We start from the raw sequence: 24,481 nt of genomic DNA, 5'->3' as shown, positions 1-24,481 counted from the left end.
TTTCTTAATTTCCCGCTTGTCAAAGGGCGTATGCTTTCCCTCTCTCTCTGACTTCGCTTTCCTTCTTTTACTTTCCATACACTTTTTAATTTGTGTATAGCTTTTTTAGGAATGGACATGTAAAATCAATTATGCTGGTTTCCCGGGGGGAACAAGCAAATGGAACATTCGTCATCTGCCATGATGACATCTACGGAGAACTAGTTCCTGATCTTTTAAATACGGGTACCCTTAACGAGAACTCTTTCTACGTTAATTGGAAAGTTAATTACCAGTTTAACTTTCATTGGGTCACTTGGCTTGAAAAGCCCTGTTTGCTCTTACCTTTGCAGAGAAACCGGCGTGATCACCTGTTTCTACTGATATGGCTGGCATTTATTTTCATATACCGTTTTGTAAAAAGGCGTGCTACTATTGCGACTTTCATTTTTCCACTTCTTTGAAGTATAAAGACGAAATGCTGCAGGCAATGCACACTGAGCTTGATTTACAAAAAGAATTCATTGGGACGCACCCGGTGGAAACCATCTATTTTGGTGGGGGAACCCCGTCAGTATTAACTGCAGGTGAGTTGCAGGGGTTCATAGACCATGTCAGCAAATTACATACAGTTACAAACGAAGCAGAGATTACAATAGAGGCAAATCCCGACGACCTTGAAACGGCCCATGTGCGGGACCTCCGAAGAACGCAAATCAACCGGTTCAGCATCGGAACCCAATCGTTTTACGATGAAGATCTGAAATGGATGAACAGGGCACATACCGCATCAGAAGCCGATAGTGCCGTTAAACGTGTGCAGGACGCCGGTTTTGAAAACATCACCCTTGATCTTATCTACGGGTATCCTTTACTATCAGACATGAAGTGGAAATCTAACATACAAAAGGTGATAGATCTTCAGGTCCCGCATGTTTCAGCCTACTCCATGACGGTCGAGCAACGCACTGCCCTGGCCCATTTTATCAAAAAAGGCAAACAGCCTCCCATGAACGATTCGCAGAGTGCAGAACAATTTCTCCTTCTGATCGAAAGTTTATCACAGGCCGGCTTTGAACACTATGAAATTTCCAATTTTGCGAAGCAGGGATTTCACTCGCGTCATAACACCAGCTACTGGAAAGGAATTCCCTATGCAGGGATCGGTCCATCTGCGCATAGCTTCGACGGCAACCGGCGTCAATGGAACATTGCCAATAATGCCAAATATATCGACAGCCTTTTAAAAAAGGAGATACCGGCAGAAGCGGAGGTTCTCAGTACGGAGAACCGGCTAAACGAGTATATCATGACTTCCTTACGAACTATATGGGGGATGGACCTTAATAAAATTGAAGCAGACTTTGGCTCAGACTACAGGAAGGAAGTGGGGAAATCGCTGGAAGAATTCCTGCGAAAGGGATGGATCGGGGAAAAAGAAGGAGTCGTCTTGCTTACAACAGAAGGCAAACTATTCGCCGATCATATAGCAGCTTCGTTATTTGTATAGCAGACGCCGGCTTTGTAACTTTCATCCGCCTGCTCTTGTTTCCTCCACACCCTCTCCTTACTTTTGAAATTCAAACTTTACATAGACCAATGGGAATTAAGCTCAGTCCGATTGATGTAGTGGATGAAATAAGCAAAGAAGATTTTATCAGAAATTATCTCATCCCCCGACGTGCACTTGTAATCAGGAATATGGCAAAAAAATGGCCAGCCTTTGAAAAATGGACATTTGAATATTTAAAGGATGTGGTTGGAGACAAAATCGTACCGTTATATGACAGTTCGAAAGCAGACCCGTCTAAACCCATCAATGCGTCTGCAGCCGAAATGAAATTTGGCGACTATATTGACCTGATCAGGAAGGAACCTACAGATCTCCGGATCTTTTTATTTGATCCTATCAAACACGCTCCCAGGCTGCTTGAAGATTACCGGGCACCAAAAGAACTGATGGGCGGCTTTCTGGACAGTTATCCCAATATGTTCTTCGGAGGGCAGGGATCGGTCACCTTCCTGCATTACGATATTGATCTTGCCCATATCTTTCATACTCATTTCCATGGCAGGAAACATATTATCTTGTTTGATTATAAGTGGAAAGAACGCCTTTACTGTATCCCTTTCTCCACTTATGCCCTGGAAGACTACGATATCACCAATCCTGATTTCGAAAAGTTCCCTGCATTAAAGGGGATTGAAGGGTATGAAACTTTCCTGGAACATGGTGATACGCTTTTTATGCCTACCGGTATGTGGCACTGGATGAAGTATCTCGACGGATCTTTCTCTATATCACTACGGGCCTGGGATAAATCGCTTGCGGTAAAAGCTAAAAGTCTTTACAACCTCACTGTCCAGCGTAAGCTTGATGATATCATGAAAAAGAATTTCAGTGTAAAATATATGAACTGGAAAGAGGAACTGGCTGTTAAACGTGCGGAGAGGGCACTTGCAGAAGGCAAGCCCCTGTAGAGGTTCCGGGGTATAGAAGAGAAAATAACGATATAAATAAGAATCCGGCCTGCTCCAGCCAGTGGCAGCAGACAGATAATAAATAACAGACAGCTGAGAATATGTTCAATATAATTTGTTATGGAGAAGTTCTTTGGGACAACTTTAAGGAAGGGAAAAAGGCCGGCGGGGCGCCGATGAACGTAGCACTGCATCTTCATAAACAGGGCATGAACAGCGTTATGATCAGCAGTGTAGGGAAAGACCGGGATGGAGCGGAACTTCTGGATTTCATGAGACACCAGGGGCTTGGCACTGAGTATATCCAGCAGCACCCTTCCCTGTCAACAGGCATTGTAGAAGTTCATCTCGATGAAAATCATCAGGCAACCTATACGATTGTTCAGCCCGTAGCCTGGGATGGAATCGGGCCAAGCACCCAGGTAAAAGAGCTTGCCCAAAAAGCAGATGCTTTGGTATATGGAAGCCTGGCAAGCCGCAATGAGATAAGCAGGAATACGCTCCTTGATCTCATACAACATGCCAGTTTCCGTGTTTTTGATATGAACCTGCGCCCTCCTCACTTTACAGCTGACACACTCCTCCGCCTGATAAAACATTGTGATCTGTTAAAGATCAACGAAGACGAGTTGAAATTCCTGGAGGATCTGTATGAGCTTCCATCTTCGGAATACGCCACGAACCTGCTGAATCTAAGTAAACTTTTAGGCGTAGACTCTATTTGTCTGACGCTGGGAGGCAAGGGCGCAATTGTGGCCTGTGAAAATAAAGTGTATACGCACCCTGGTTTTACTGTAAAAGTAGCGGATACTGTGGGAGCAGGGGATGCATTTTTAGCTACTTATATCAATTGTTACCTGCAGAAGCTTTCTCCTGAAAAAACGTTGGAACTGGCATGTGCGGCGGGAGCCCTCGTTGCCTCGCGGCCGGGCGCAAACCCTGAATATTCCTATGAAGATATTCAGAACCACCGTTACGAAATAAACAGGCAGGATTAGCTAATCGCTTTCCAATACGTCAGAGCGAAGAGGCCCCCTCCTTGCATTTTTACATAATACAAACATCTTCCGCTTTGTAAACTATTAACTTAGATTCTCCGTTATTATTAACCGGAAAGACAAGGAATTTATGCGGGGATACTCTTTTTCCAAATTCGCCCCAGACGAGCTGCCTAAGGGAGGATTTGATGATTTATTGAAATTATTTCTGGAGCTTCTGAACTACACTTCCGGCGATGCGAACGAAGCGCTGGCCTGGATGAATGAGCTTGATAAACAATACAACATTACCAATGACGAATATGGGATGGGCGATTTTATCGAGGATCTGAAGCAAAGGGGCTACATTGATGATGACGGCAACAAAGGTGGTTTTGCAATCACCGCAAAAACGGAACAGAGCATAAGGAAATCTGCGCTGGAAGAGATTTTCGGAAAACTTAAAAAGTCAGGAAAAGGGAATCATCAGACCAGCCGCTCTGGTCAGGGAGAAGAAAAAAATGCTGACCGGCGCGAATTTCAGTTTGGCGACGGCTCTGATCAGATAGATATGACAGCCTCTATTCACAACGCTCAGATCAACCATGGCATTGGTGACTTCACTATGACAGAACGGGATCTGGAAGTAGAGGAAAAGGATTATAAGACACTCACGTCTACTGTTCTTATGATCGATATTTCGCACTCTATGATCCTTTACGGGGAGGACAGGATCACTCCTGCGAAAAAAGTAGCAATGGCCCTGGCGGAACTGATCAGGACCAAATACCCTAAGGATACGCTTGATATTGTTGTTTTCGGGAACGATGCCTGGCCGATCGCTCTGAAGGACCTGCCCTACCTTCAGGTTGGCCCCTATCATACAAATACGTATGCAGGGCTTGAATTAGCTACCGACATTTTGCGCAGGAGGAAAACTACCAACAAGCAGATATTTATGATTACTGATGGTAAGCCGACCTGCCTGAAGGAAGGTGCCAGGTATTACAAGAACAGTATCGGCCTTGACCGGAAGGTTGTAAATAAGACGCTTAATATGGCGGCTCAGTGTAAACGTCTCAATATTCCAATCACTACGTTTATGATTGCAAGAGACCCCTACCTGCAGCAGTTTGTCCGCAAGTTTACTGAAATCAACGGCGGCAAAGCTTTTTACAGCTCCCTCAAGGGACTTGGTGAATATATTTTTGAGGACTACATCAGAAACAGAAGAAGGACGATCAGGTAAACTGAGGGACGGCGGATTTGCACTTAACTTCTCATTGCTGAATTCTATTACAAGAAGAAATGACTAAACAACCAGACATAAAAACATTTGGAGAATTAAAAAAGTCGGGATATAAGCCCCGCGGAATAAAACAGGAGCTTCGTGATAACCTCATAGAACAGCTTAGAAAAAAGGACGCTGGATTTGAGGGGATCATCGGATATGAAGATACAGTGATTCCGGATCTGCAAACAGCGATCCTTTCACGGCACAATATTCTGCTGCTTGGCCTAAGAGGACAAGCTAAAACAAGGATCGCCCGGCTGATGGTAAGCCTCCTTGATGAATACGTGCCTTATGTTGCAGGCTCTGAATTATTTGACGATCCATTTGCACCCATTTCATGGTTTGCCAGGACAACATTAGACGAACTGGGCGATAACACTCCTATTGCGTGGCTCCACCGGTCTGAGCGTTATACAGAAAAACTGGCGACCCCCGACGTGACGGTGGCCGATCTTATCGGAGATGTGGATCCCATTAAGGCGGCAACATCAAAGTTAACATATTCTGATGAGCGGGTCATTCACTTCGGACTGATCCCACGTGCTCACAGGGGGATCTTTGTCATAAATGAACTTCCGGATCTTCAGGCGCGTATCCAGGTTGCATTATTCAATATTCTTCAGGAAAAAGACATTCAGATACGGGGATTTAAGCTACGGCTGCCTCTCGACGTCCAATTTGTATTCACTGCCAATCCGGAGGATTATACAAACCGCGGATCTATCGTCACTCCTTTAAAGGACCGGATAGAAAGCCAGATCCTTACCCATTATCCCCGCAGTATTGATATCTCAAGAAGAATAACACAGCAGGAAGCTTCTCTCACAAAAGAGCAGAAAGAAAATATTGAAGCAGACGGGCTTGTAAAAGATCTGATAGAGCAAATAGCCTTTGAGGCAAGAAACTCCGAATACATCGATAAAAAATCGGGAGTTTCGGCCCGGCTTACCATCTCTGCGTATGAAAACCTCATTAGCAACGCTGAAAGAAGGATGCTGATAAACGGAGAAGAGAATACCTTTGCCCGGATCTGTGACTTTGCAGGCGTGATTCCTGCGATTACCGGGAAAATTGAACTGGTATATGAAGGGGAGCAGGAGGGCTCGGCAAAAGTGGCAAATATCCTGGTTGGTAAGGCTATCAAAACGCTGATGCTGCAGTATTTCCCGGATCCTGAAAAGCTCAAAAGAGGTAAAGGGCAGAATCCTTACTCGAAAATCATTAACTGGTTTGGAAGTGGAAACTCGATCGCTATTGACGACAATCAGTCTTTCACAGATTATAAAAAGACATTGAATGCGATCCCTGGGCTTAAAGATGTAATAAAGGAACTTCATCCGCGTCTAAGTGAAAATCAGAAATTACTTCTTATGGAGTTTTTGCTGCACGGCCTTTCAGAGTTCTCCCAGATAAGTAAATCCTATCTGGACAATGGATATGCTTTTAAAGATATGTTTGAGAGCCTGTTTAATTCGAAATTTGAAGAGGATGACGAAAACTACGAAGAATAATTACACCTTTGCCTCCTGCTCCTCCGCAGGAGGACTTATTTGTTAGCATATGTCAGATCGAATTATCCCTTTGCTTGTCATCAGCCTTCTTCTGCTGCTGATTGACTGGTATATTTTCAAAGCGCTTAAATCTGTCAGGAAGAATAAATCGCAAAAGCTGTACAAAGCGTTTCAGGCTATTTGGTGGGGGTATTCCGCCCTCCTTATAGCGGGCGTTTTTGCCAGTATCTTTCTTAACCTCATTCTGTCTTTACGGGCAGTAATACTTGTAGCCTTTTTTATAACGTTTGTTACCAAGATATTTTTCCTTCCGTTTCTTTTTATAGATGATATAAGGAGGGGTATTGTCTGGATAAAAAGAAAAAAAGTCAGGGAGAAAGAAAGTACTGTTTCCTTGCCTGCGGAAAACAGCGAAACGATCAGCCGGTCTGAGTTCCTTGTTAAAGCGGGTATAGCCGTTGCTGCAATTCCTTTTGCGTCACTTAGCTGGGGAATTATCAAAGGGGCTTACGACTACCGTATAAAGCGCCAGACCCTCTATTTCCCAAATCTTCCAAAAGCTTTTGACGGAATAAAACTGGGACAAATATCTGATATTCACTCAGGAAGCTTTTATAACAGGAAAGCGGTGTTAGGAGGGGTTGAGATGCTGCTGAAAGAAAAACCGGACTTCATCTTTTTCACCGGCGACCTCGTTAATAATATCGCCAGTGAGATGAAAGATTATCAGGATATCTTCAGTAAAGTGAAGGCTCCTCTCGGTGTATTTTCATCGCTGGGCAACCATGACTACGGCGACTATTATTTTGGCAGAAACCCTTCTCCTGCAAAGGCTAAAAACCTGCAGGACATCAAGGATATTCACCGGATTATGGGTTACGATCTGCTCCTGAACGAAAACAGAAGACTAAAGGTGGATGGCGAAGAAATAGCTATTTTGGGTGTCGAAAACTGGGGTGCAGGAAGATTTGTCCGCCACGGGCGACTTGATCTTGCAATGAAAGGCACTGAAGATGCAGCTGTTAAGCTTCTTCTTTCACACGATCCTTCTCATTGGCGGGCGCAGGTATTGAAGCATACGAACATAGATGCAACTTTCAGTGGCCACACACACGGTATGCAGTTCGGGGTGCGGACTAAGGAATATCAATGGAGCCCGGTACAATATATTTACAAGGAATGGGCGGGTTTATACACAGAAAACCACCAGCAATTATATGTGAATGTGGGATATGGATTTCTGGGATATCCGGGAAGAGTTGGAATTTTACCTGAAATTACGATATTTGAACTAAAGCGCGCGTAAGTTTTTTAATCAGAAGCAATTAGATGCCCGACCCCAAGTCTATATTTTTAAGCAGGATAATCAGACAGTGTGCAGACTTTCTTCTATTCAGTAATATTTTTATAGCATTGTGTGCCGTTGCACAAGCACTGGTAACTTACCGCTTGCTGGGAGTAAAACCCGCACAGCACGTGCTGGCACTACTATTCTGTTCTACTCTCGCCCTTTACAACTTCAGTATGCTGCTGTCAAAGCCGACAGCACCAAAGAAATCTCCGTTCAGGAGGGTTCGTTGGATATTCGGTCATTACAGGGTGATGGTTACGTTAACGATTATTGCGGTCATATCCCTCGTTCCACTCACGCTGTTCCTTTCCGTATCCTCTCTTATCCTTTTGTCTTTTCTTGCCGTAGTTGCCATCGCTTATAATCTTCCTCTTTTCTCCATAAATGAGAAAAGATTTGGATTGAGAAATATACCGGGCCTCAAGTTATTTCTCATTGCCCTGATCTGGTCGCTAAGCTGTGTTCTTGTTCCGATAGTTGAAACCACAGCACAGCATGTTATCAACGTCTCGGCAGCAGACACAATACTCCTGGTAGGGAAGAGATTCCTGTTCATTGCAGCAATCACCGTTCCTTTTGATATAAGAGACCTTTTTCAGGACCGGTACCACAACCTTAAAACCATACCGGTTATGCTTGGAGAAAAAAAGGCTTATCTCTTCTGCCAGTTACTTCTTGCAGCATACATCGTCCTGCTGTTCCTGTTTACCCGTGAGTTTGACGGAAATTTCTGGGGGCTTACCCTCACCATCATCCTGAGCGGCTGGCTAATCCTTAAATCCTCCATCAGGAAGAATGAATATTACTATTTCTTCTATCTTGACGGAACGATGATCCTTCAGTTCTTAGCAGTCGCTCTTTGCAGCTGGTTGTTCAGGTTTATATGACAAACTTATACCCTACTCCTCTGACTGTCTGGAGATAGCGCGGGGTATCAGGATTATCTTCGATCTTCTTCCGGAGCCTGACAATATGCATATCGAGTGTCCTGGTGTTAACATCGGAGTTATATCCCCATACCACCATCATCAGGTCTTCGCGGTTAATTACCTTATTGATGTTCTTTAGAAAGTAAAGGAGGATCCTGTTCTCAAGAATAGTCAGTTCTATTCTTTGTCCTGCCTTCAAAAGAGAATGAGTATTGGGGTGATGTTCAATATCACCGAACCTGCTTATCTCCGACCGGTCTTGTTTGACGATATATTTCACCTTATTTTCAATCATGGCTACTAATACATCCATATTGAACGGCTTGGTGACATAGTCGGATACACCGAAATGATAAGCATCTATCTTGTCAACATCCTGGGCCTTTGCGGTCATCATGATGATGATCTTTTCAAACCCCTTCTCCCTGACATTACGGCAAACATCAGATCCCTGCTTCCCGGGGAGCATCCAATCGAGAAGAACGATATCGGGCTGTTCTCCAAGAATTAACGATTCTGCGTCATCGCCGTTTCCTGTTTCCACAACGATATATCCTTCGTTTTGCAAACGATGACTTACCAGAAATCTCAGGTTTTCATCATCTTCAATAATTGCAATCTTTGTTTCTTTTTCCATATTAACTTATTGGTAAAATAACTATAAACTCGGACCCTACTCCCACCTTGCTCTTCAGCATTATTTGTCCGTTCATAAAATTAATGAGTTCTTTACAAAACGCCAATCCCAATCCAACGCTACCCTGCTGGTTATACTGGTTCTGGATTCTGTAGAACTTTTTAAATACGTTTTCTGTTTCGCTTTTCGGAATTCCGATGCCCTGATCTTTAAAGCTCATGACCAGGCGTCCTTTCTCGGTAAATACCCGGATTGAAACTGATTTCCGTCCCGGAAGAGAATATTTATAGGCGTTATCCATCAGGTTTCGAAAGATACTCGTCAGCAGGACTGGGTCTGAATAGAACCATTCGATGCCTTCTATAGAGTATTCAATAGAAAAGTCAGGATATTTGATCTGATAGGCATCTTTTAAATTCCTGATCAACTGGTCCAGATTTATTTTCTCTTTTTTGATCCTGATCGACTGGTTTTCAATCTGCGTAAAAGACAGCAATTTATTCATCAGGTCATTCAGCTTATCAGCTTCCTCATCGAGGATCTTTCCATAATGTGACCGTTCGGCATCCGACAATCTGGTTGCGCTCCTGATGTTGTTTCCTGCTATTTTAATTACACTGACAGGCGTTTTAAATTCATGCGTGAGATTATTAATAAAATCATACTGGAGCTTAAACATCCGGCTGTTGATATTCAGGTTCCTGTAAATAAGATATGCAAGCAGTATTAGTGTTCCATATATAAGCAGTATGATAAGCGCAACCGGGATAAAGCGGCGATAGATCTCCTTTTCCAGGTAAGCCTGAGAAGATGTAAAATACAGCTTATAATCCGCAAAGGCGCCGGAAAGCGGAAGGTCAATGGAAAGCAACCCCGGATCAGTATCCATCGATTCGTATACAATAGGCTTAATACTGATCTGCTGATAGAGCTCTTTATGATTATTCCTCACCTGTAGCCGGGCCGGATTTAAAAGAAACGATACAATATCCTGCTCAAAGACCGGTGATGGACGCAGATCTCTGAACATCAAATCCTTGAACGTATGAAGATCCTCCTCCCGCGGAATATTCATAAAGGTAACGCGGTTATGAGTCACGTTATAAAAAGTGCCGATATAATCGGCAGACACAGGAAACCTGGTAGTATCAGCAGAACTGATGTATCCCGAAAACTTTGCTGCCATCCGGTTAAATTCATCCATCTCTCTTACTCTCCCTGTGCTCCCTGCACTATTTTCAAACAGGACAATTGAATCGGGGCTTAATCTTCGCCCGAATTGATAGATGGCACGTGGAGTGATCGACAAGTTATAAAACCGGTACGTATTCTTTATCGGATGATTGCTTATTTCTGTATTATAAAAGATGAGCCTGTGAACGAAAGCGAACTTCCTTAAAATGGTATCGGCATATTTGACAGCAGAAGCAGAATCCAGATAGCCCTGGTAGAACGATATCTCGGGAACACGGTTTTGAAAGAAATCATTATAAGGTTTAAGGGTTTCTTCCAGAACGTCTATCTTCCGGTTATTAAACTCGTTCTCTATATATTTAACAGTGAGCCTGTGTGCCAGGACAAGGGCAACCACGAGACTTAAACCTGTTAAGACCAGGAAGCTCGCATTCAACCAAAAGTTCTTCCGGTATTGAAATCTGGATTTACCCATTCCGGCTATTTCTTTAGATTGTTATTCAGGAATACCTCAAGTTCCTGATAAAAGGCCACTTGCCCCGCGGGACTGGCTTGCTCAATATTATCCTTGTTCAATAGATAGGTGATCGGGATCTTACGGCTTTTTAATTCCTTGACAAACTGGTTTGTCTCGTTTACGTTTACCCTCGGGTCTTTGATATATTGAGAAACCAGCACCGGAGCCCTGATCTTGTCAGTATGGAATACGGGAGATACAGACCTGAAATAATCTATTTCCCTCTCGGGATTTCCTACCATTTCGTAGTACATCTGCAACATGGGTTTAAAATAGGGCGGAACAGCTTTTATGTAGGTAAACAAGTTTACAAAGCCTGACTGTGATGCACCACATCTGTATAACTCAGGATGAAAGCACATCCCATACAATGCACTATATCCTCCAAAACCCGTCCCGTAAATAGCTATCCGGTCCTTATCGGCGATTCCTTCCCTGATCAACCATTTTACACCGGCAGTAATATCCTCCTGAATATCGCTGCCCCACTTTTTGAATCCTGCAATCCAAAATTCTTTTCCATATCCTTTCGACCCGCGGAAATTGATCTGTAAAACAGCATATCCCCTGTTTGCCAGAAACTGGACTTCGGAATTGAAGCCCCATGAGTTCCTGCTTGAGGGCCCCCCATGCGGGATCACAACAACCGGCAGCCCCTCAGGTTTATAGCCCCGGGGTAATGTTAAATAACCATTTATCAGGAAACCGCCTTTGCTTTTAAAAGATACAGGGCGCATACTGCACATCTGATCGACCGGCAGTGAGGGGTTAATATCGCTTAACTTGGTAAGCTTATCCGACATCCGGTTATACAGAAAGAACGCACCCGGAGATCTATCCGTAAAGGTCCTGACAATAAACTTTTGCTCAGCGCTATCCTTGCCTGTAATTCTGATCTCCGTGTCGGGCAGAAGGGATTCTAACCTGTTGTATACTTTCTTGGCAGAGTCGTGGAGATAATGCCGCTTGCTTTTCCATGTTTCGAATCCAGCATAAAGCAGTCTTTGGTGCAGGCGGGAGTAACCGGCCTCGGCAACGTCGACTGAATCGTGACCAAAGATCGTGCGCAGCTCTTTACCCGAAATACAATCAATCTCAACAAGGGCCATCTTATCCCTGTTCTGGTTGGATAAAGCATAAATACAATGCGGTCTGGCCTTATTGAATGCAACAAACGTAATCTTATTTTTAAAATTACTGGTGATCACCGGCCGGAACAATTCATTTTCATTTGGCCGGAAAAGAAGTGTTTCATTGACTCCATCACTAGCCATGGCAAGCTTGAGCTTGCCGGCTTCATCTGAAATCCATTGAAGGATGTTGCCGGGATTTCTTTCCGCAATTCTGAGCTTGCCGTTACTGATGTTCAGCCGATAAGCATCAAAAATCGTTGAATCTCTCTTATTTATCGCTATAAGAAGCTCGTTATATGGGACCCTGTTCTGACTGATAAATTTCAACCTGACATTTCTCTCGGATAAAAGATGCCTTAAATTCCTGCCATCCTTTTGAACAGCAAACAGGTCGGGATCTTTCCCCTTCCCGCTATCCTTCATATAGACGATCTCGTTGTTGTTCGCCCAGAAGTACACGGAGATATTAAACGGGGATTCGTCACTCACCCTTACTGCATCATTGCCATTGATCTTCTGAACGAAGATGTTCATCCGGTTTTTATAAGGCTGCAGAAATGATATATAATTTCCATCGGGTGATACCTGAAATCCGGTTTTCCTGGGGTTACGGAAAAAATCACCGGCTGGGATAAGTTCTGCCCGTTTTTCCTGACTACACGACGCCAGTAAAAACAGGATCACTATCAGGAAATACGTTTTGAACTTTATTATCATATGTTACTACATCACAAATTATCGGCCCCGCAGCGGACTTATTATTCCAAAACACTAAATTAAAGCTTTTACTCAGTCAACCACGTAACAATTAAAATACAGCTATCCTCTCTTTGGAAACAGCCCTCTGTCAGAAATAAATATACTACTCCACATCAGGAAAAACATTTAACTCGTTATATTCACAATTGGTTTTGTGTTTGTAATACGATGAAGAGAATATTGCTGTTTTTACTTCTTGCCCTGAATTTAGCAACCCTTTCAGCCCAGACCGACCCGGCTGGCCATCTGGCTTCACAGTATCTGCAAAGCGGCGACTGGGAAAAAGCCTTGACGGCATACAGGAATTTGTTCAACCAGGGAAGGAATCCTCAGCATTACGACCAATACATTGCTGTTCTATTAAAGCTAAAAAAATATGAGGAGGCAAAACTGGTGGTGAAGAATATGATGAACAGCGACAACGATTCATATATCTACAAAGTGGACTACGGCCGGATCCTGCAAGAGGAAGGCAGCCAGGAGAAAGCAGATAACTGGTACAAAGGCCTCATAAGGGATCTTCCGGCCAATGAATATGCAATTCGTGAATTAGCTGTTACATTTTACAGGGCAAATGCATACGATTATGCGGTAAAGGCTCTTCAAAACGGCAGGAAACTTCTAAAGAAAGAAGACGCGTTTACATTTGATCTGCTGTCTCTTTATCGCTTTCAAAAGAACAAGGAAATGCTCTCTGAAGAATATCTGAATGTTCTTGCGGAAGAACCGAACCCATCTTTGCTGAATCAGGCAAAGAGCACTTTTGCTTCCGTATTTGAGTCAGTGGAAGATTATGCGGTCTTAAAGAATGCCTTGCTCCGAAAACTCCAGAAAAGACAGGATCATCCGGCCTGGTCAGACCTCCTTTCGTGGGTGTATTTACAACAGCGCGACTTCGACCAGGCCTTAAAGCTAAATATTGCAACAGACAAAAGGTTGAAGGAAGACGGCTACCGTGTGTATGGAATAGCCGAGGCCCTGATATCCAATAAAGAATACGCAACTGCTATTAAGGCGCTTGACTATCTTACCGGTAAAGGGCCGCAATCACCATACTACGTTTCATCTAAAGCTGAAGCCCTTCGTATCCGTTACCAGATGTTAACCGATACTCCCGTCGGGCAGGCTGACCTTTTAAAATTGGAAAATGATTACCAGAGTTTACTGAATGAGTTTGGAGCCACAAAGAACACGGTTTTTGCCATGCGCCAGTTAGCCGACCTGAAAGCATTCTATCTGAAAAAACCTCCGGAGGCGGAAAAACTCCTGGAAGAAGTCCTTAAGATCCCCCAGCTGCCGCTTTCGGTTGTTAGCCAGACCAAGCTTGAATTAGGAGATGTATATATCCTTTCGGGAGAACTTTGGGAAGCTGCCCTGATATACGGACAAGCTGAAAAAGAATTTGCGAACGAACCTGCCGGCCAGGAGGCCAAATACAGAAATGCCCGCTTGTCTTATTTTCAATCTGACTTTGAATGGGCTAAAACGCAACTCGACGTCTTAAAAAGTTCAACATCACAGCTAATTGCGAATGACGCTCTTAATTTAAGTCTTTTAATTGCCGAGAACACTGATTCTCCGGCCGACACGAACGCTCTTGTAAAATACGCCTATGCGGAACGGCTAACTTTTTCCCGGAATTACGATCAGGCCCTGAAAGTACTGGACAGCATTGGCGTTATGTATCCCGGAAACTCACTGGAGGACGATGTCCTGATGGCAAAAGCGCGTATCCTCCTTAAACAAAACAATATCACCAAAGCCATCGAATCGCTTGTACAGATCACCGTGAAATATCATTTTGATATATGGGGAGATGACGCTCTCTTTATGTTAGGCGACATTTACCAGAACAAACTGCATGATACAGAAAAAGCCATGACTTATTATCAGAAGCTTATAACAGATTTTCCCGGAAGCCTTCATGTAAATGAAGCAAGAAACCGTTTCAGAAACTTAAGAGGAGATAATCTTGGATAGATGAATCCTTGAATTTATCTTCGCGGATGGTTTTATACAATATCACGGCTATAATTGAGAAACCGATCAACGACGAGTGGCTGAAATGGATAAATGAGGAATTTATCCCCCGTGCCATGAGTTCAGGTTCCTTTACATCCAATCGTTTACTGCGGGTGCTCGAATCGCCCAACGAAGGCATTACCTATTGTCTCCAGTTTGTATCTGACAATGCCGATAATTACAGACATTTTAAGGAAAGCTTTGAACCTGATATCATAAAAGACCTCACATCGCAGTTTGCTAACCGGTTTGTATCTTTTAATTCATTAATGGAATTTGTAGATTAACATATGGAATTTATACAGACGGATCTGCCAGGGGTTATTGTTATAGAGCCAAAGATCTGGAAAGATGAACGCGGATATTTCTATGAAAGTTACAACAGGGAACTTTTCAGGGACGCAGGAATTGATACTGATTTTGTCCAGGATAATCAGTCGTTTTCACATAAAGGAGCACTAAGGGGTTTACACGGCCAGTCAAATCCGTTTGCGCAAGGGAAACTTGTACGCGTAATACAGGGTAAAGTAATGGATGTGGCAGTTGACATCCGCAAAGGCTCGCCAACATATGGAAAACATATCCGCGTAGAATTAAGTGGCGAAAATTTCAAAATGCTGTGGATTCCTGCAGGTTTCCTTCATGGCTTTGTAACGCTTGAAGATAACACAATTTTTACCTATAAAGTCGACAAGCTTTATAACAAAGAGTCTGAAATAGGTGTCAGGTGGAATGATCCCGATTTCAGTATTGACTGGACGCTGAAACAGAGCGAAGTCATACTATCTCAAAAGGACGCTGTGCTTCCCCTCTTTAGAGATTTTGAGAGTCCCTTTTAAAATAAGTGACTTTAGCCGGACTTTAAAAGTCAGGCCGTGCAGTAGTTTGCAATTACTGCATACAATTTCTCTACAAAAGTATCCGTTTCGAGTTGGTCGATGTGAAATTCCAGGTGGCTTTCCGCCACTTTCCAAACCATCAGCTTCTCAAAAAAATTGAGCTTTTCAAATATTAGCTCCCCGCCCAGACAAGCGTTGGCACGGCTGTGGTTCCTGATTTTTACAGAAAATGCATTTTCGAATTGTGCTTCATCCTGCTCACGGGATATACTGCAAATAAACAACCCGATCTCCTTCTCAAGAAGCAGCTTTTCATTATGCTTACAGAACATCTTCACAGGATTCTGCATCATGCCAAAATAAATCGGCCCTCCGATGATCACCATATCATGCCCGCTCACATTGGGATCGGGGTCTATCTGAAGATCAAAGAGATCTACTTCATTCTCACTAAGCTTCTCTCCTATTATATTAGCAGCTTTCTCTGTCGTACCATTTTTCGACCAGTATACAATCGCTATCTTCATCTTCTGCATGATTATGCACAGAAACGTTCTATGATATTTCCGCGCTTTTAAACGTTGCAGTAAAATTAGACCCCGGGCCAGGTAAAAAAAATGACCTTAGATACAATTTTAGATTTTTTTAGAAAAAAACGGGGATTAATTATTAAAGGGGGATGCAAGCCCTCATAAAAAAGGCGCTATAAATAGATATAGCGCCTTTCAGTAACTTTTATGTTTGTATTTATTTTATCAGATCATAAAGTTCATCAAGCTTGGGCGAGAGAACAATTTCTATACGTCTGTTACGGCTTCGGGCCTCAGGGGTATTCGCGTCTTCAATGGGCTGATACTGTCCTTTTCCTGTAGCAGTAATCCGGTTGTTTTCAATCTTTTGAACTTCCGTCAGGTACCTGACTACAGATGTCGCTCTTAACACGCTGAGGTCCCAGTTGTCTTTTATCTGTCCAAGGTTCACCACTTTTTGATTGTCTGTATGCCCCTCAACCGAAACGTTAATTTCAGGCTGAGTTTTTAAAACCGTTGCAAGTCCTGCAAGCGCTTGCTTTCCTTTTTCATCAATGACAATACTCCCTGAACTAAAGAGAAGCTTATCTGTAAGGGATACATAAACCTTTCCGTTCCTGATCTCTACAGTCAAACCACTTTGCTGGAAGCCCAATAAAGCCTTTTGCAGCTTATCCTTCAATTCCATGGTAGCAGCATCCCGTCTGCGTAAGATCTCTTCGACCTCTTTCAAACGTGCCTCTCTTTTTTTCAGGTCACCAGAAAGCTTATCACTTGCTGCCCGAAGATTAGCATTGTTGGAGTTTAATCCGGAAACCTTTGAATTTAAATCAGCTATCTGACTATGCAATAATGTGGTATCAGATTTAAGCCGTAAAATCTCGTCTTCCAGCGATTCTATCCTGGTATTTGCACTGTTTAAGGCGGTGGATAAAGAATCCCTGGTCGCAAGTAAATTCTTATACTTCTTGGGGGACAATACGATACACGAACTGAGACAAACTGTCCCGAAAAAAAGAATCAGTAATTTTTTCATTTAACTAAAATATTTCTGCACAACGATATCTCCTGTCTGCTGATCTTTACTATCCTTCTTTAAATCTATCAGATAGTGGAGCATTCTGCAATATTAAGCAATAGCATTCCGCAAAAAAACCATCAGGGGGTATATTTTTTCAAACAATCCGGTTACAATCTTAACAGAGTCACGGTTAACCAGGTCTTTATCAGAGACCCTACAAACAGCAGTAAAGCTCTTTAGCTTAAGATATTCAATGCCCGGGTGATCTGCCGGATAACCTTTAGGCGCTGTACGCAATTTCCCTTCGGTATCCAGCTCTCCAAAAACATCCGTAAACGCAGGATGCTCTACGATTGATGTCCAGTCGCCCAGGTTATAATCGATTTCCTGGCGTATAGCTTTAAGCTCATCCTTCTCCGGGTACCAGGAACCTCCCGCAACAAAGCTCTTGTCTGGCTGGAGATGAATATAATAACCGGGGCCCTTAAAATTCTTTCCGTTCGACGAAATCGCTATGCCAAAGTTTGTTTTAAATGGAGCTTTATCTTTACTGAACCGGATGTCCCTGTAAATTCTCATCACGCAGTCCTTCGGGTTAAGATCTGCCGGTATAGTAGGGTCAAAGGCAGAAAGCCCCTTTATCACTTTCTCCGTAAAAAACAGGACATTTTCCCTCGCCTCTTCATATTCTGATTTATGCTCCTGAAACCATTCCCGGTTATTATTTTCGGAGACCGATTTGAGAAACGCAAATGTCTGAGTTGAAATCATATGGTGTGTCTGAAATATACAGATAAGACAAAATAGATGATCTAATATAGCATTTAAGATCAAGGTTGCAAATAACCCTCTCTCAATCCGGCATCAGGTGATATTAATTATCCAGCTCGGAGTGATACTTCACTTTAGGCGACAACCAATGCAGAAGAATAACCCTTGAATATCTGAAATTAAAAGGAGCCAAAATAAAGATTATGCCGAATAACACACCCAGATACAGCCAGGGAGAATCACTCCCTCCGCTTAAGTAAAATGTCAGAATCCCCGCCGTTACAATTTCGGCAACATTAAAAGCGTAACTGACATACATGGCAGCATAGAAATAACCTGGCTCTATCTCATACTTAAAACCGCAGTGCGGACAGTGCTCATTCATCTTTTGAGCTCCGAATGTATACATCGGACCGGCATAAATATTTCCGCGCCGGCACTTAGGACATTTAGCTTGAATAATAGCCTGTAACTGTGGAGTTTTTGACATCAGATCATTAGTTCAGATTAATCCTTTCGTTCCTGACATTCAGGTTAACATTCTTTTTCCGGTATTTTTTATACCACAACAATCCGATACCTGCTACAGCCAGGTAAGGTGCAGCTAACAGATAAAGGATCCCGTCATTCAGGCCTTTTCCCTGGGTATTCCCATTTTTTACCGAATTTTCGGCATTCAGTGTACACATTGCACATTGAGCGGAAACATCGTTATGAATAGTGAGCATTCCCACAAGGCAAACTAAACTAATACAATTTCTTATAGCTCTCATAACATTCTGATTTGTTGTTAAAACGTATAGTAGGGTGATATCATAAGATATACCAGTACTCCGGTTATCGTAACATACAACCATACCGGGAAACTCCAGCGGACAAGGCGCCTGTGCCGTTTCACGTTCATTTGTAAACCGCTGTAGAAACTTAATAAAACTAACGGTAAAACAATTGCAGCAAGTATAATGTGTGTAATAAGAATGAAATAATATATATACCTGATAGTCCCTTCTCCGCCGTAGCTGGTTTGTATACCAGTAGCATGAAAGATGATATACGACACCAGGAATAAAGAAGACAACACAAAAGTTATAATGTTCAAGACTTTATGTGTTCTTATATTTCTGTTCTTGATTTGAAACAAGGATATAATCAGCAACAAACTGCAAATGCCGTTTATAATAGCATTTAAGCGTGGCAGAAAGAACACCCAGGAAGGAACAACAGCATCTGGCGGAAAGATCGTGATTACCTTACTCTGCAATATCAGCACTACCGCAAACACAAAGATTGATATTCCGGTAACTATTCTTAAAATGACTTTATCATTCATATAAGTACAATAAAATTAAGGCCTAAAGATCGGTAACTTTCCTCAGTTCTTCGGCAATCAATACTTTAATCTCGTCCTTTAACTTATCAATCTGCTCCTTGTTTAAAGCATCATAAAAACCCCGTATGCGGTTCTGAGTATCCACCAGTATCAGTAAATGCCGGTGAATGACGCTGTCGGGATACTTACTATCCCTGTAAACATCTGTGAGAAACTGCCCGCGCGCCAGTTTGTATATAGATTCCTCATCTCCGGTAAGAAATATCCATTTACCTGGCGGATACTTGTAATCCTTCGTATAAGCACTGAGTTTTGAAGGTGAATCATACTCCGGATCAATATTGACTGAGTAAAATTGCAGCCTTTTATTATCGGCATATTCACTTACCACCGATTCCATATAACGATTTTGCACACCGCATGAATAGCAACGGGTATAATAGAAATCAAAAACGGATATATGAGTGCTGTCGTGAGGAAAGGTGATGTGATTACCCGATAGATCTGTCAGCTCAAACCGGGAAATCTTATGGTAAACTGTATCTGCAATCTTCTTACCTCTTTTATAGTGAAAAGTAGCAGCAACTTGTTTTGGACCAAAAATATTAAGAGGACGATATCGGTTTTTACCTTTATCCTGGAGTAAATAATACAAAAATCCTGGTACGGCAAGAAGCGCGACCAGGATTAATATTTGTTTAAAGGACTTCCCGTTCATTGGTTCATATGAACATTCAGGTATGACCCTTCATTTAAGACAAGAATAATGAGGTAGACAATAAATATCAGTGAAACGACAATACTGGTTATCAGCGTCATGTTTTCAAATTTCAGATGCATGAAATATGCAACAATGTAGTACGCCTTAAGCAGAGTAAGCACGATATACGTAAAGTTAGCTATTCCGTGTGGAATCATTCCTTTCTGTACCAGTACAAGTGCGATAAAAAACTCGAGTGCGGTGATTCCTAACAGGTAAAAAAACACCTGCCATATCTTTTTCTTAGACATGCTGGCATGCTCTGCATGCTCATGATCCGGTGTATGATGTTCTGAAGCCATTATTTTTTACAATTAATTAAACCAGATAGAAAAATGTAAATACGAATACCCATACGAGGTCTACAAAGTGCCAGTACAAACCAACCTTCTCAACCATCAGGTACGTGCCTCTTTTCTCGAAGACGTTACCCATTGTCATGAGCAGGATAATAACGTTAAGCACCACCCCGCTAAATACGTGGAATCCGTGAAAACCCGTTATCGTAAAGAACAGGTTAGCAAATTGAGTTGCGCCAACCACATCAGCGTCTTTAACTCCTTCAGGGATACTGCCCCACCAGTAACCTTCATGATGAAGATGGCTCCATTCGCCAGCCTGACAGCCAAGGAACACAAGCCCTCCGATAATCGTAAGGATCATCCATTTCACAACCTCATTCTTTGCCCCTCTGTGACCTGCTTCTACAGCCAAAACCATCGTAACAGAACTGACAATTAAAATAAAAGTCATAATCCCCACAAAGACCAGCGGATACCCGTGATCTGCTACTCCGGGAATTGATTGAAAAACCTCATCGGGATCAGGCCAGCTAAGCTTGCTGAAACGTTGAGCCCCGTAATAAATCAATAAAGCAGAAAATGTAAATGCATCCGACAAGAGGAAGAACCACATCATCAGCTTCCCGTATTCAGCATTTACAGGTGATTTACCGCCGCTCCAGGGACCTGCTTTAATTTCATCTAATTGTGAAACAGTAGTACTCATTTTTAATTTATTGATTCAAAAGTAAAAAAACGTATAGGTATATCCACAGTAAGCCAAGAAAGTGCCAGAAGATGGAAGTGAGCTCGAGGTTAAAAAGATTTTTAACCTGCGGCACGTTCTTCTGCTTCGACCACAAGGCATGTATAATCATCATTAGGCCGCCAAATATGTGCAGCATATGTGCTCCGGTAAAAACATAAAGAAAGGACTGCGATGCATTTGGATTAATAAAATAAATCCCCTGCCCCACAAACATCTTCCACGAGAAGATCTGCATCACACAAAACAGGATACCGAGAAGAAGTGTAATAGTCAGAAACAGCTGCTGTCTGGCAAATTGAAGCATCTTTGCCGCAACTGATGCCTGATAAAGAGTAACACTGCTTAAGATAATTACAGCCGTGCTGTACATAAATATCCGGGGAAGTACCATCTTCAGTCCCCGCGCAGGATCGCCAGCCGTATAAACGATATATCCGCTCGTTAAAGCCGCAAAAAGCATAAATGAAGTGATGACAAACAACCACATCAGGAATTTTTTTGGCCTCAAATTCAATTTATCCTGTTCCATAAGAATTTCCGCTCTCGTCATCATAATTACGCAATAAAATCAAACAACAAAACCAATTGCACTAAAGGCAGATAGATAAATGAACAAAACATTACCTGCCTGGCGGAAGCAACGTCGAGTTTTCTGGACAGATTAAAACTATACCAGCAAAACATTATTCCCAATATAACAGAAACCACCGCAATATAATAACCTCCGAACCCCATTATAGTTGGCAGAAGGCCCACGGGAATTAGAAGCAACGTGGAAACCGACGTAAATAACGCACTGATCCGGTCTCTTCTTGTACTCGGCAGCAGCCTGAAACCTGCTTTCTTATAGTCCTCATCTAATACCCATGCAATTGCCCAGAAATGAGGAAATTGCCACACAAACTGTATGAGGAATAATATAATGGGAACCCAGGAGATCTGGGGACTGTCAAAAGCGGCAAAATAGCCTATAAGAGGGGGCAATGCACCGGGAAAGGCCCCAATGAACACCGCTATTGGCGACTTCCTCTTGGAAGGAGTATAAACAAACGCATACAGGAGAATGGAAAAAAGTGCGAGCACCCCTGTAAGTAGATTTAACCGCATCAGGATCATAGTCCCCATTATTCCCATTAAAAGGCTCAATACCAGGGCTTGCCCTGTGGTCATTCGTCCGGACGGAATAGGCCTGTCCATTGTACGGCTCATCAGCTTATCAAGATCTTTCTCAATGATCTCATTAAAACCGTTTGCAGCGCCTGTTACCAGGAAACCTCCTACTGTCAGCATAAACCAGCTGAGCCAGTTGACAGAGCCCAGCTCACGGCTTGCAATAAGAAAAGATACTGAAGCCGAAAAAACTACCAGAAAAGTTAAACGAAGCTTTATAAGCTTCTTAAAGTCAGATATAAACGTACCCTCCTCCGCCTTATTCACACTTATATTTAAATCTGAGACAACTTCTCTCATAATTCTTTCTGATTTTGATCTGCAAAGACCTTTAGAAACGTCAAAATTATAATAGGAATCTGTACCCTTAACCGGTTACAGATTCCTCATTTACTCTTCAGGCTGATTAAATATTAGCCTCTGTTTGTTTACCGGACTGGTGGCTTTTCTGCCATTCCACCTGAATCCTTTCAGCTTCAGGATTACCTTCGAAATCGTGAGGCAGGTTGGAACTCATAGTTTCAGAGAAAGGGGTGTTCTGTGGAATAAAATCCTTATCATGGCCTGGCTTACTGTAGTCATATGGCCATCTGTATACGCTGGGGATTTCGCCCGGCCAGTTACCGTGAATACCTTCCACCGGAGTAGTCCATTCCAGCGTATTGGCTTCCCATGGATTCTGTGTTGCCTTCTTTCCGTAAAAGATTGAATGGAAGAAATTCCATAAGAATGCCACCTGTCCAAGCGCAGCAATAATAGCCGCCCATGAAACAAATTTATTAACGGTGAGCCATTCTTTCATAAACTCAAACTCAGTGAAGGCATAGTAACGGCGGGGAACGCCGTCCAATCCCATAAAGTGCATTGGGAAGAACACCAGGTAAGCACCAAAGAATGTCAGCCAGAAATGCAAATAACCAAGCTTCTCATCCATCATTCTGCCGAACATTTTTGGAAACCAGTGGTAAACACCACACAGCATTCCGAATATTGCCGCTGATCCCATTACAAGGTGGAAGTGCGCAACAACAAAATAAGTATCGTGAAGATTAATATCCAATGAAGCATTTCCGAGGAAAATACCGGTTAAACCACCTGAGATAAAAAAGGAAACCAGTCCTATTGCAAACATCATTGCCGGAGTAAACCTGATATTACCTCTCCATAGGGTTGCAAGCCAGTTAAATGTCTTCACAGCCGAAGGAACAGCAATAATCAGAGTCGTGATCATAAAAACACCACCAAGGAATGGATTCATACCTGTTACGAACATGTGGTGCCCCCAAACGATAAACGACAGAACGGTTATCCCGATCAGTGAATACACCATTGCATGATAACCGAAGATCGGCTTACGGGCGTTAACAGACATCACTTCTGAAGCAATACCCATTGCCGGCATGATGACGATATAAACCTCAGGGTGTCCCAGGAACCAGAAAAGGTGCTGAAATAAAATAGGGCTTCCTCCCTGCTGTGGTAAGATCTGTCCCTGGATAACAAGGTCAGAAAGATAGAAACTCGTACCCGCGCTGCGGTCAAAAATAAGTAATACTACTCCTGCTACCAAAACAGGAAATGAAAGTACACCAAGGACTGCAGTCAGGAACAAAGCCCAGATAGTAAGAGGCATTTTCCAGAGATCCATACCCTTGGTACGCATGTTCAGGATGGTACTGATATAGTTCAGAGATCCCATCAGTGAAGATGCGATGAACAATACCATACTAGCCAGCCACAATGTTTGCCCTGTACCAGACCCCGATATAGCCTTCGGTAAAGCAGATAAAGGAGGATAAATAGTCCATCCTGCACTCGCTGGCCCGCTCTCCACAAAGAACGAAGCGATCATTATCACCGACGCAAGGAAAAATAACCAGTAAGACAATGCGTTCACCAGAGGCGATGCCATATCCCGCGCGCCAATCTGTAATGGAATAAGCAGGTTACTAAAAGTACCACTTAAGCCGGCAGTGAGCACGAAAAACACCATGATGGTTCCATGGATCGTAACAAGTGCCAGATAGAAGTCAGGCTTTATTCTGCCTCCTTCTGCCCATTTTCCGAGAAAAGTCTCAAGAAGAGGGAAGCTTTGATCCGGCCAGCCGAGCTGGATACGAAAGAGGATTGATAAAAGCATCCCGATCACCGCCATAATAATACCGGTGATAAGGAACTGTTTAGCAATCACTTTATGATCCAGGCTGAATATATATTTGGACACAA

At 42.9% G+C, this 24,481-nt stretch carries 25 protein-coding genes; 10 read left to right on the top strand and 15 right to left on the bottom strand.

All coding sequences use genetic code 11. The features are described 5' to 3' along the window. The first annotated feature begins 364 nt into the window (after window positions 1-364). The 7 genes from hemW to DDR33_RS20655 all read left to right on the top strand — a co-directional run bounded on the left by hemW (window position 365) and on the right by DDR33_RS20655 (window position 8,480). On the top strand, window positions 365-1,489 hold the full coding sequence (gene hemW / locus DDR33_RS20685) for a radical SAM family heme chaperone HemW (RefSeq protein WP_109417705.1): 1,125 nt from the start codon (window positions 365-367) through the stop codon (window positions 1,487-1,489). An 89-nt stretch (window positions 1,490-1,578) separates the two neighbouring features. Further along, window positions 1,579-2,460 (top strand): cupin-like domain-containing protein, encoded by an 882-nt coding sequence (locus DDR33_RS20680; protein ID WP_109417704.1) that lies wholly within the window; start codon window positions 1,579-1,581, stop codon window positions 2,458-2,460. 101 nt (window positions 2,461-2,561) lie between these two features. After that, window positions 2,562-3,458 (top strand): carbohydrate kinase family protein, encoded by an 897-nt coding sequence (locus DDR33_RS20675; RefSeq protein WP_109417703.1) that lies wholly within the window; start codon window positions 2,562-2,564, stop codon window positions 3,456-3,458. Between the two features lie 130 nt (window positions 3,459-3,588). Continuing rightward, window positions 3,589-4,686, top strand: coding sequence for a vWA domain-containing protein (locus DDR33_RS20670; RefSeq protein WP_109417702.1), 1,098 nt, complete (start codon window positions 3,589-3,591; stop codon window positions 4,684-4,686). A gap of 59 nt (window positions 4,687-4,745) precedes the next feature. Further along, on the top strand, window positions 4,746-6,242 hold the full coding sequence (locus tag DDR33_RS20665; RefSeq protein ID WP_109417701.1) for a sigma 54-interacting transcriptional regulator: 1,497 nt from the start codon (window positions 4,746-4,748) through the stop codon (window positions 6,240-6,242). 49 nt (window positions 6,243-6,291) lie between these two features. Then, a complete protein-coding gene (locus tag DDR33_RS20660; protein ID WP_109417700.1) occupies window positions 6,292-7,548 on the top strand; it encodes a metallophosphoesterase in 1,257 nt (418 codons plus the stop codon). A 23-nt stretch (window positions 7,549-7,571) separates the two neighbouring features. Further along, complete coding sequence (locus tag DDR33_RS20655; RefSeq protein ID WP_109417699.1) at window positions 7,572-8,480, top strand: UbiA prenyltransferase family protein; 909 nt, start codon at window positions 7,572-7,574, stop codon at window positions 8,478-8,480. On the opposite strand, the gene DDR33_RS20650 is transcribed toward DDR33_RS20655, so the two are convergent. Genes DDR33_RS20650 through DDR33_RS20640 form a run of 3 tightly spaced genes read right to left on the bottom strand, consistent with a single transcriptional unit; the run spans window position 8,473 to window position 12,720 of the window. Next, window positions 8,473-9,159, bottom strand: a complete 687-nt coding sequence (locus DDR33_RS20650) for a response regulator transcription factor (RefSeq protein ID WP_109417698.1) — start codon at window positions 9,157-9,159, stop codon at window positions 8,473-8,475. The two genes, DDR33_RS20655 and DDR33_RS20650, sit on opposite strands and share 8 nt — an antisense overlap. Window position 9,160: 1 nt before the next feature. Further along, the gene (locus DDR33_RS20645; RefSeq protein ID WP_109417697.1) at window positions 9,161-10,828 is read right to left on the bottom strand and encodes a sensor histidine kinase; all 1,668 of its coding nucleotides are present in this window, start codon (window positions 10,826-10,828) and stop codon (window positions 9,161-9,163) included. Between the two features lie 5 nt (window positions 10,829-10,833). Then, complete coding sequence (locus DDR33_RS20640) at window positions 10,834-12,720, bottom strand: S9 family peptidase (protein ID WP_109417696.1); 1,887 nt, start codon at window positions 12,718-12,720, stop codon at window positions 10,834-10,836. A gap of 210 nt (window positions 12,721-12,930) precedes the next feature. Between DDR33_RS20640 and DDR33_RS20635 the strand changes: the two genes are divergently transcribed. From DDR33_RS20635 to rfbC, 3 genes are read left to right on the top strand one after another with little or no spacing between them, the layout of a single operon-like run. Continuing rightward, a complete protein-coding gene (locus DDR33_RS20635) occupies window positions 12,931-14,742 on the top strand; it encodes a tetratricopeptide repeat protein (protein ID WP_109417695.1) in 1,812 nt (603 codons plus the stop codon). A gap of 26 nt (window positions 14,743-14,768) precedes the next feature. After that, window positions 14,769-15,071: a DUF4286 family protein gene (locus DDR33_RS20630; RefSeq protein ID WP_109417694.1), complete on the top strand. Its 303-nt coding sequence runs from the start codon at window positions 14,769-14,771 to the stop codon at window positions 15,069-15,071. Between the two features lie 3 nt (window positions 15,072-15,074). Further along, complete coding sequence (rfbC, locus tag DDR33_RS20625; protein ID WP_109417693.1) at window positions 15,075-15,623, top strand: dTDP-4-dehydrorhamnose 3,5-epimerase; 549 nt, start codon at window positions 15,075-15,077, stop codon at window positions 15,621-15,623. 29 nt (window positions 15,624-15,652) lie between these two features. Here rfbC and DDR33_RS20620 read toward each other — a convergent pair whose 3' ends face one another. The 12 genes from DDR33_RS20620 to DDR33_RS20565 form a co-directional block, all read right to left on the bottom strand. Continuing rightward, window positions 15,653-16,150, bottom strand: coding sequence for a flavodoxin domain-containing protein (locus DDR33_RS20620; RefSeq protein WP_158280821.1), 498 nt, complete (start codon window positions 16,148-16,150; stop codon window positions 15,653-15,655). 220 nt (window positions 16,151-16,370) lie between these two features. After that, window positions 16,371-17,189, bottom strand: a complete 819-nt coding sequence (locus tag DDR33_RS20615; RefSeq protein WP_109417691.1) for an OmpA family protein — start codon at window positions 17,187-17,189, stop codon at window positions 16,371-16,373. Between the two features lie 93 nt (window positions 17,190-17,282). Next, the gene (locus DDR33_RS20610) at window positions 17,283-17,945 is read right to left on the bottom strand and encodes a DUF2461 domain-containing protein (protein WP_109417690.1); all 663 of its coding nucleotides are present in this window, start codon (window positions 17,943-17,945) and stop codon (window positions 17,283-17,285) included. A gap of 103 nt (window positions 17,946-18,048) precedes the next feature. Further along, a complete protein-coding gene (locus DDR33_RS20605) occupies window positions 18,049-18,435 on the bottom strand; it encodes a DUF983 domain-containing protein (protein ID WP_109417689.1) in 387 nt (128 codons plus the stop codon). Between the two features lie 7 nt (window positions 18,436-18,442). Then, on the bottom strand, window positions 18,443-18,673 hold the full coding sequence (locus tag DDR33_RS20600) for a hypothetical protein (RefSeq protein WP_394341127.1): 231 nt from the start codon (window positions 18,671-18,673) through the stop codon (window positions 18,443-18,445). A gap of 62 nt (window positions 18,674-18,735) precedes the next feature. Further along, complete coding sequence (locus DDR33_RS20595) at window positions 18,736-19,275, bottom strand: DUF420 domain-containing protein (protein ID WP_109417687.1); 540 nt, start codon at window positions 19,273-19,275, stop codon at window positions 18,736-18,738. A 22-nt stretch (window positions 19,276-19,297) separates the two neighbouring features. Next, window positions 19,298-19,993 carry an SCO family protein gene (locus DDR33_RS20590; protein ID WP_109417686.1) on the bottom strand — a complete coding sequence of 232 codons (696 nt, stop codon included), beginning with the start codon at window positions 19,991-19,993 and terminating at the stop codon, window positions 19,298-19,300. Beyond that, the gene (locus tag DDR33_RS20585) at window positions 19,990-20,337 is read right to left on the bottom strand and encodes a cytochrome C oxidase subunit IV family protein (protein ID WP_109417685.1); all 348 of its coding nucleotides are present in this window, start codon (window positions 20,335-20,337) and stop codon (window positions 19,990-19,992) included. Before DDR33_RS20585 ends, DDR33_RS20590 begins: the two co-directional genes overlap by 4 nt. Window positions 20,338-20,353: 16 nt before the next feature. Beyond that, entirely contained in the window at window positions 20,354-21,043 is a 690-nt protein-coding gene (locus tag DDR33_RS20580; RefSeq protein WP_109417684.1) for a cytochrome c oxidase subunit 3, read from the bottom strand. A gap of 7 nt (window positions 21,044-21,050) precedes the next feature. Continuing rightward, complete coding sequence (locus DDR33_RS20575; RefSeq protein WP_109417683.1) at window positions 21,051-21,638, bottom strand: cytochrome c oxidase subunit 3; 588 nt, start codon at window positions 21,636-21,638, stop codon at window positions 21,051-21,053. 2 nt (window positions 21,639-21,640) lie between these two features. Next, window positions 21,641-22,555 (bottom strand): heme o synthase, encoded by a 915-nt coding sequence (gene cyoE, locus DDR33_RS20570; RefSeq protein WP_109417682.1) that lies wholly within the window; start codon window positions 22,553-22,555, stop codon window positions 21,641-21,643. Between the two features lie 106 nt (window positions 22,556-22,661). Beyond that, the gene (locus DDR33_RS20565) at window positions 22,662-24,479 is read right to left on the bottom strand and encodes a cytochrome c oxidase subunit I (RefSeq protein ID WP_238387882.1); all 1,818 of its coding nucleotides are present in this window, start codon (window positions 24,477-24,479) and stop codon (window positions 22,662-22,664) included. Window positions 24,480-24,481 lie beyond the last annotated feature (2 nt).

This window comes from Pararcticibacter amylolyticus, from assembly GCF_003130405.1.
GTDB lineage: Bacteria > Bacteroidota > Bacteroidia > Sphingobacteriales > Sphingobacteriaceae > Arcticibacter > Arcticibacter amylolyticus.
This window is presented reverse-complemented; position numbering and strand designations above follow the sequence as displayed.